Annotated in this window: 3 protein-coding genes; all 3 read right to left on the reverse strand. The window is 70.0% G+C overall.

From position 1 onward, the window contains the following. Positions 1-3,047, reverse strand: a 3,047-nt coding sequence (locus D7V93_RS46225) for a TIGR02266 family protein (protein WP_208723259.1), incomplete at its 3' end; no start/stop codon positions are given. Next, complete coding sequence (locus D7V93_RS35210) at positions 3,044-3,703, reverse strand: hypothetical protein (RefSeq protein ID WP_120647530.1); 660 nt, start codon at positions 3,701-3,703, stop codon at positions 3,044-3,046. The genes D7V93_RS35210 and D7V93_RS46225, both read right to left, overlap by 4 nt. After that, positions 3,700-6,384: an alanine--tRNA ligase gene (gene alaS / locus D7V93_RS35215; RefSeq protein WP_120647531.1), complete on the reverse strand. Its 2,685-nt coding sequence runs from the start codon at positions 6,382-6,384 to the stop codon at positions 3,700-3,702. Before alaS ends, D7V93_RS35210 begins: the two co-directional genes overlap by 4 nt. Positions 6,385-6,469: the final 85 nt, after the last annotated feature.

Below are 6,469 nucleotides of genomic sequence, written 5' to 3' on the forward strand. Positions count from 1 at the left end.
GGGGTTGAGGCTGTCGCGCCGGGAGCGGATGGAGGCGCCGCTGCATCCAACGGGGACGTGATGGATGACGGTGTCGCCGTCGGGAACGCTGTCTCTGTGGTCGTGTCGGAGACAGGCGGTGTCAGGGATGCCGAGGCTGCTTCCGCGACAGGTGCTGCCGTCGTCGTGGTCGAGACGGAGGCAGGTGTCGCCGTCGGGGAGGGGGAAGCTTCCTCCACGGGTGCGGTCGTGACGGAGGCAGGGGCTGTCGGTGAGGGCGCTCCTTCCTCAACGGGCGCCGTCGTGGAGGACGACGTTGCAGGGAAGGGCGCTGCCTCCGTTGAGGGAGTCACGGAGGCCGGTGTCGTCGTCAGGTCGGACGATGCTTCCTCGATGGGCGCTGTCTCCGTCGTGGTCATGACGGAGACAGGGAGGGCCGTCGAGGACGACGCTGCCGCGAGGGACGGTGCATTCGTCGTGGCCGTGACCGACGCAAGCGTCGTCGTCAGGTCGGACGCTGCTTCCTTGATGGGCGCTGTCTCCGTCGTGGTCGTGACAGGGGCAGGCGTTGTCAGGGAACGAGCGGGCTCCTCCAGGAGCTCCGGTACGCCCGTTGGCCCCGTGTGGGTTGCTTCAGTCGGGGCAGGCGTTGCGATGGTTTCAGTGACCGGCTGCCCGTCAATCAGCGCTGTTTCGAGAGCGCGTGGTGCCGCTGGAGCGGACGAGTCCTCTTGAGCGTTCTCCGCGCTTGCCTCGACCGCATCCGAAGCAGGGGGCGTGGCAGCGAGCGTGACTTCCACTGCATTCACGGACTCGATGGAGTCCGGACCCGACGTGGATTCAGTCGTGGAGGTCGCTTCGGCGTGCTCCAGCGTGGACACCACCGCCGTCGCCGAAGTGGGTGGCTCCTCTTCTGGAACCCAGAGCCCGCCTTCGTCCGGAGCTTCCGTGAGCGAGTCGTCGGCAGCGGGCTCCGATGCAGGGACATAGGGGACGTCGTCTTCCCTCGCCGCATCCTCGGACGAAGGCGTTCCCGCGAAGCCTCCCTCCCCGTGTGCTGCCTCCGCCTCCGGCGATGTCGTGAACCCGGACGGGACTGCTCCTGCATCCGGAGCCGCCTCGTAGGTCGCCGACGCAGCAAGGAGCGTGGTCCATGCGTCCTGCGTGCTCCCTGCGTCCGCGGGCTCGGACGTCGTGCTCGCAAGCTCGGCATCAGCCGACAATGCGCTGCTGTTTTCGACAGGGGACGGCTCGGTCCCGGAGGCGGTCGCGTGCTCCCACGTTGGCCCCTGCTCCTCGGTGAACGACCCGGGCGGTGTCGTGAGCGGAGGGGGAACAGAGGTTTCGAGCAGGGACTCGGCGGGACGGTCCTCCACGCTTTCCGTCGTGCCCGCGTCAGGCTCATTGAACCGTGGGGTGGAGGCGTCTTCGCCGTCAGTCAGTTCCGCCGGAGCATCCGTGGTGACGACCCGCTCCAATGCGGCTGCGAACGGATCCACGTCCTCTGGGAGTGCCCCCGCTTCGTGCGGGAAGGGCACCGGGGTGATGCCCCACGCGAGCAGGCGCTCCGCTTCCTGACTGCGCGGTGGCGCAGCCTCCTCCAACGACTCCGCCCCTGCTTCATTGCCGACGGTGGCCGCAGCGTCCTCGTCTGGCTCCTCACTGAGGTCGACATCGACGTCGAAGGACTGCTCGATGTCGGTCGGAGCCACGGCCGAGGACGCCTCGACCGCACTCGCCGGTTCACCCTCGTGGGACGGGGCCTCCACCGCGCCCGTGAACGCAGGCGCCTCCTGCTCGGGGACCGCCTGCATGGCTGCGGTCGAGGCCGGCTCGACAGGGACCTCATCCCCGTCACCGCGCGATGCGGAGTCCCACTGCGGCGCCTCCGGGACCTGCGCATCCCCGAGGACGACGTTCGGATCAAATGCCTCGACCGATGCGGGCGCGAAGCCGGAAGCCGCGTGGGCATCGTGACCTTCGTCCGGCCCAGGCGCTTCCGATTCGAGCGCCCGCGCATCCGCGAAGGAGTCATCCCCGGACGGCGTCTCCGCATGCTCCTCGGGGGGCTCCGGCGCGGTGACCTCATCCGCTCCGACGTCATCCGGGCTCGCAGGCGACTCGAACGGATCCGGATCCGTCAGCGGTGGTGCTCCGTCCCGCTCCGCCCCCCTGGCTTCGACCGGCGGCAACTGGATGGCCGCGAAGGTTCCGGAAGAGGCAGGAGGCGTCTCCCAGGTCTTCGCCTCCGGCGACGTCGAGCGGAGGGTGAACATCTCCCGCGTCGACCGCTGCGGCATCCCCGGAATGGACGTGTTCCCCCGCGCATCGCGCGACGGGCCGAACACCTCCGGCAGCGGCGCAGGGGCCTCCTCGCCATCCTCCTCATGCTCCGGGAAGAGCGACACCGGTTCGTCGGGATCGGCGAGGACCGGGGGAGTAACAGCGGAGGACACGTCCGACGCGACCGGCTCCGTCACGGGCGCTTCCGGTGCGGCTTCTCGCGCGCTTCGCTCGTTCCCGGAAGTCGCCTCGGCTTCACGAGACGACAGCGCCGGGCTCACGGCCACTGGCGCGGTCCTGCCCGAATCCCGCTCCGGCGGCACCGTCTCCGTGCGGACCCGTGCAGCCCCCAAGGGCTGGGTCCGGCGGACCAACCCCGGCGGAAGCGGCGCCGTGTCGGTCCCCGGCGCAGGCGTGGGCGGGGGCGACACGACCGCCTCCGTGTCCTCGCGTCCCGCCTCCGTCCCGGTGCGCCGCGCGACGATGCGGTCGATGAGCGCCTTGCTCGTGGCATCCAGCCGCGTGAAGCGCACCGTCATCCCGGCCCGGGTGTTCCCCACGTCCGGTTGCGTCTTGAGCACCACGCCTTCACCGCGCAGCAGCCGCGTGCCGTCCGCGAGGACGAACTCGAACGCCAGGCCCGTGCCTTCCGGCTTGGGCGCCCGGGTGGCCACGAAGACTCCGCCACGCCCCACGTTCGAGCCGTACCGCTCGATGAACTCCTCCTCCGCGGTGTACGGGAGGCGGATGCGCAGGGGCAGGAGCTTGGGAGCCGGCCCGGTCATCGCAAGGGGATCCGCACGTCCCCGCCGGAGCCCTGCACCACGAGCGCCAGCCCATCGTCTTGCACGGCTTCCGCGGTCACCTCGAACAGCAGCACCACCTCCGTGCGCTGCTCGGGCGCCCACGTGGTGGGCAGGGGCTTCGTGCCGGCCACGGCCTGCGCATCACGCGCCAGCGGATAGCTCTGTCCCGCCGCATCCGTCAGCCGCGCGCCCTCCAGCGACAGCGGCGCGGGGGTCTTGCCCACGTTCTGCGTGATCAGCTCCACGCGCAGGAACAGGTCCTCCGTGGTGAGCCCCAGCCCGCTCTTGCCGGAGCCCTTCACCGAGTGCGAGGACGCAAGCCCGGTGATCTTCATCGCCACCGTGTCCACGTGCACGGTGTCGTTGCGCGCGGGCAGCCGCAGATTTCGCGGGCCTGACTCGTTCAGCCCCGCGGCCAGCCCCGCCAGCCGCGACTCCGGCTCCCGCTTCGGCTCCGGACGCGAGGAGGCCGCGCCGCCCTGCTTCACCCGGTCCGCCTCCGCGCGCAGCTTCTGGAGCGTGTGCGCGTCGGCATCCCGTCCGGTCCCGGGCGTGGCGGACTCCTGCGTACAGCCCCCCGCGAGGAGGGCCGCCGTCAGCAACGCCAGGGAGCGGGACGGAGCGGGGGGACTCACGCCGGGCTCGCGCCCTTCACCAGCTCATAGAGCTTCTCGAGCGCCGCGGGCAGGTTGGCCGCGTCCGGACCGCCGGCCTGCGCCATGTCCGCCTTGCCGCCGCCCTTGCCGCCCACTTCCTTGGCCATCTCGCGCACCAGGTTGCCGGCGCTGATGCCCTTGGCGACCACGTCCTTGGTGAGCGCCACGAGGATGACCGCGCGGCCGTCCTTCTCACCGCCAATGGCAATCACGCCCGAGCCGATGCGGTCGCGGAGCTGATCCGCCATGCCGCGGAACACCTTGTCGTCCGCGGGGTCCACGCGCGTCGCCAGCACCTTCATGCCGTTGACGTCGCGCGCCTGGTCCAGGAGGTCCTTGTTCGAGGCCGTCTGCGCCTTGACCGCGACCTCCTCCACCTTGCGCTCCAGCTCCTTCACGCGCTTCTGGGTCGCCTCCACGCGGAGGGCGGCCTCCTTGGGCGTCGTGCGCAGCAGCGCCGCGACCTTCTTGAGCTCGTGCTCCTGCTCGCGCACGAACTGGAGCGCGCCCACGCCGGTGACGGCCACGATGCGCCGCACGCCGGACGCGACGCCGCTCTCGCTCGTCACCTTGAACAGGCCGATGTCGCCGCTGCGCTTCACGTGCGTGCCGCCGCACAGCTCGGTGGACTCCGGGTGCACGGTGACGACGCGCACCGTGTCGCCGTACTTCTCACCGAACATGGCCACCGCGCCGGACTTCTTCGCGTCGTCCAGCTTCATGACGCGCGTCTCCGCGCCCGCGTTGTCGCGCACCCACGTATTGACCAGGTCCTCCACCTGCTCCAGTTGCTCCTGCGTGGCGGGGGAGAAGTGCGAGAAGTCGAAGCGCAGGAAGTCCGGCGCGACGACGGAGCCCGCCTGCTTCACGTGGTCGCCCAGCACGCGCTTGAGCGCCTTGTGGAGCAGGTGCGTGGCGGAGTGGTTCGCGCGGATGGACTTGCGGCGCTCCACGTCCACGGACGTCTGCACCATGTCGCCGACCTTCAGCGTGCCTTCCTTCACCTCCACCGAGTGGACGGTGAGCCCCTGCACCGGGCGCTGCGCGTCCTTCACCTGCACCACCGTCTTGCCGCCGTGGGCGAGGATGCGGCCGGTGTCGCCCTGCTGGCCGCCGGACTCGCCGTAGAAGGGCGTCCGGTCCAGCACGACCTCCACCGTGGCGCCCGCGGAGGCCTCCGGCACTTCCACGCCGTCCTGCACGATGGCGCGCACGCTGCCTTCGCCCTCGTGGCCCTCGCCCTCGTAGCCGAGGAACTCGGTGGGACCGGTGCGCTCCACGACCTTCTGGTAGATCTCCCCGACGGCCTTCTGGCCCGAGCCGGCGAAGCCCTTGTTGCCCTCTTCCTCCAGGAGCTGCTTGAAGCGCTCCAGGTCCACGTCGAAGCCGCGCTCGCGCGCGATGATCTGCGTGAGGTCCCACGGGAAGCCGTAGGTGCCGTGCAGCAGGAAGGCGACCTCGCCGGAGAGGATCTTCTGGCCCTGGAGCCGGGCCAGCTCCTCGTCCATGAGCTTCAGGCCGCGGTCGAGCGTGCGGCGGAAGCCCTCCTCCTCGTGCTTGGCCACCTCCATCAGGAAGCTGCGGCTCTCGCGCAGCTCCGGGTAGGCGTCACCCATGAGCTCGATGACGCGGTCCACGACCTTGAAGAAGAACAGCTCCTTCAGGCCCAGCAGGGTGCCGTGGCGGATGGCGCGGCGCATGATGCGGCGCAGGACGTAGCCGCGGCCCTCGTTGGAGGGCTGGACGCCGTCGGCCACGAGGAACGCGGTGGCGCGCGCGTGGTCTGCGACGACGCGCTGCGAGGCGCCGGTCTCCTGCGAGTAGGGCTGGCCGCACAGCTGGCTGATGGTGCCGATGATGCCCTGGAACAGGTCGGTGTCGTAGTTGGAGCGCTTGCCCTGCACGACGGACGCGATGCGCTCCAGGCCCGCGCCGGTGTCGATGGACGGCTTGGGCAGCGGGATGAGGGGCGCGTCCTTCTCCTTGCGTTCGAACTGCATGAACACGAGGTTCCAGATCTCCAGCCACCGGTCGCAATCACAGGCAACGCCCTGGCACTTCCTGCCGGCGGCCTCTTCGACACACGCGATGTCGTCGCCCTGGTGGTAGTGGATTTCCGAGCAGGGGCCGCACGGGCCGGTGTCGCCCATGGCCCAGAAGTTGTCCTTGTAGCCGAGCTTCAGGATGCGGTCGCGAGACACGCCCTGCTTCGCCCACAGCTCGAAGGCCTCTTCGTCCCAGGGGATGCCGCCCTCGCCGTTGAACACGGTGACGGCGAGCCTGTCCGTGGAGAGGCCGAGCGTCTTCGTCACGAACTCCCAGCCGAAGGCGATGGCCTCCGGCTTGAAGTAGTCGCCGAAGGAGAAGTTGCCGAGCATCTCGAAGAACGTGTGGTGACGGGCCGTGTAGCCCACGTTGTCGAGGTCGTTGTGCTTGCCGCCGGCGCGCACGCACTTCTGGGACGTGGTGGCGCGGCGGTAGTCGCGCTTCTCGCGGCCGGTGAAGACGTCCTTGAACTGGACCATGCCCGCGTTGGTGAAGAGCAGGGTCGGGTCGTTGGCGGGCACCAGCGAGGAGGACGCCACGCGGCGGTGGGCGCGCTCCTCGAAGAACTGGAGGAACGCCTCGCGGATCTGGGAGGCGGTGAGGGCGGAAGGCATGGTGTGGGTATATGCCACAAGAGGGCCGGGCGCAGCAGTTCCTGGACGGGTCATCCCCTGTGGGACGGGCCATGTAGGAGAGGCT

This window comes from Corallococcus llansteffanensis, from assembly GCF_003612055.1.
GTDB lineage: Bacteria > Myxococcota > Myxococcia > Myxococcales > Myxococcaceae > Corallococcus > Corallococcus llansteffanensis.

Bases quoted from the DNA above. Each gene is read 5' to 3' on its own strand.
- alaS (WP_120647531.1), bottom strand. From the start codon at position 6,384: ATGCCTTCCGCCCTCACCGCCTCCCAGATCCGCGAGGCGTTCCTCCAG.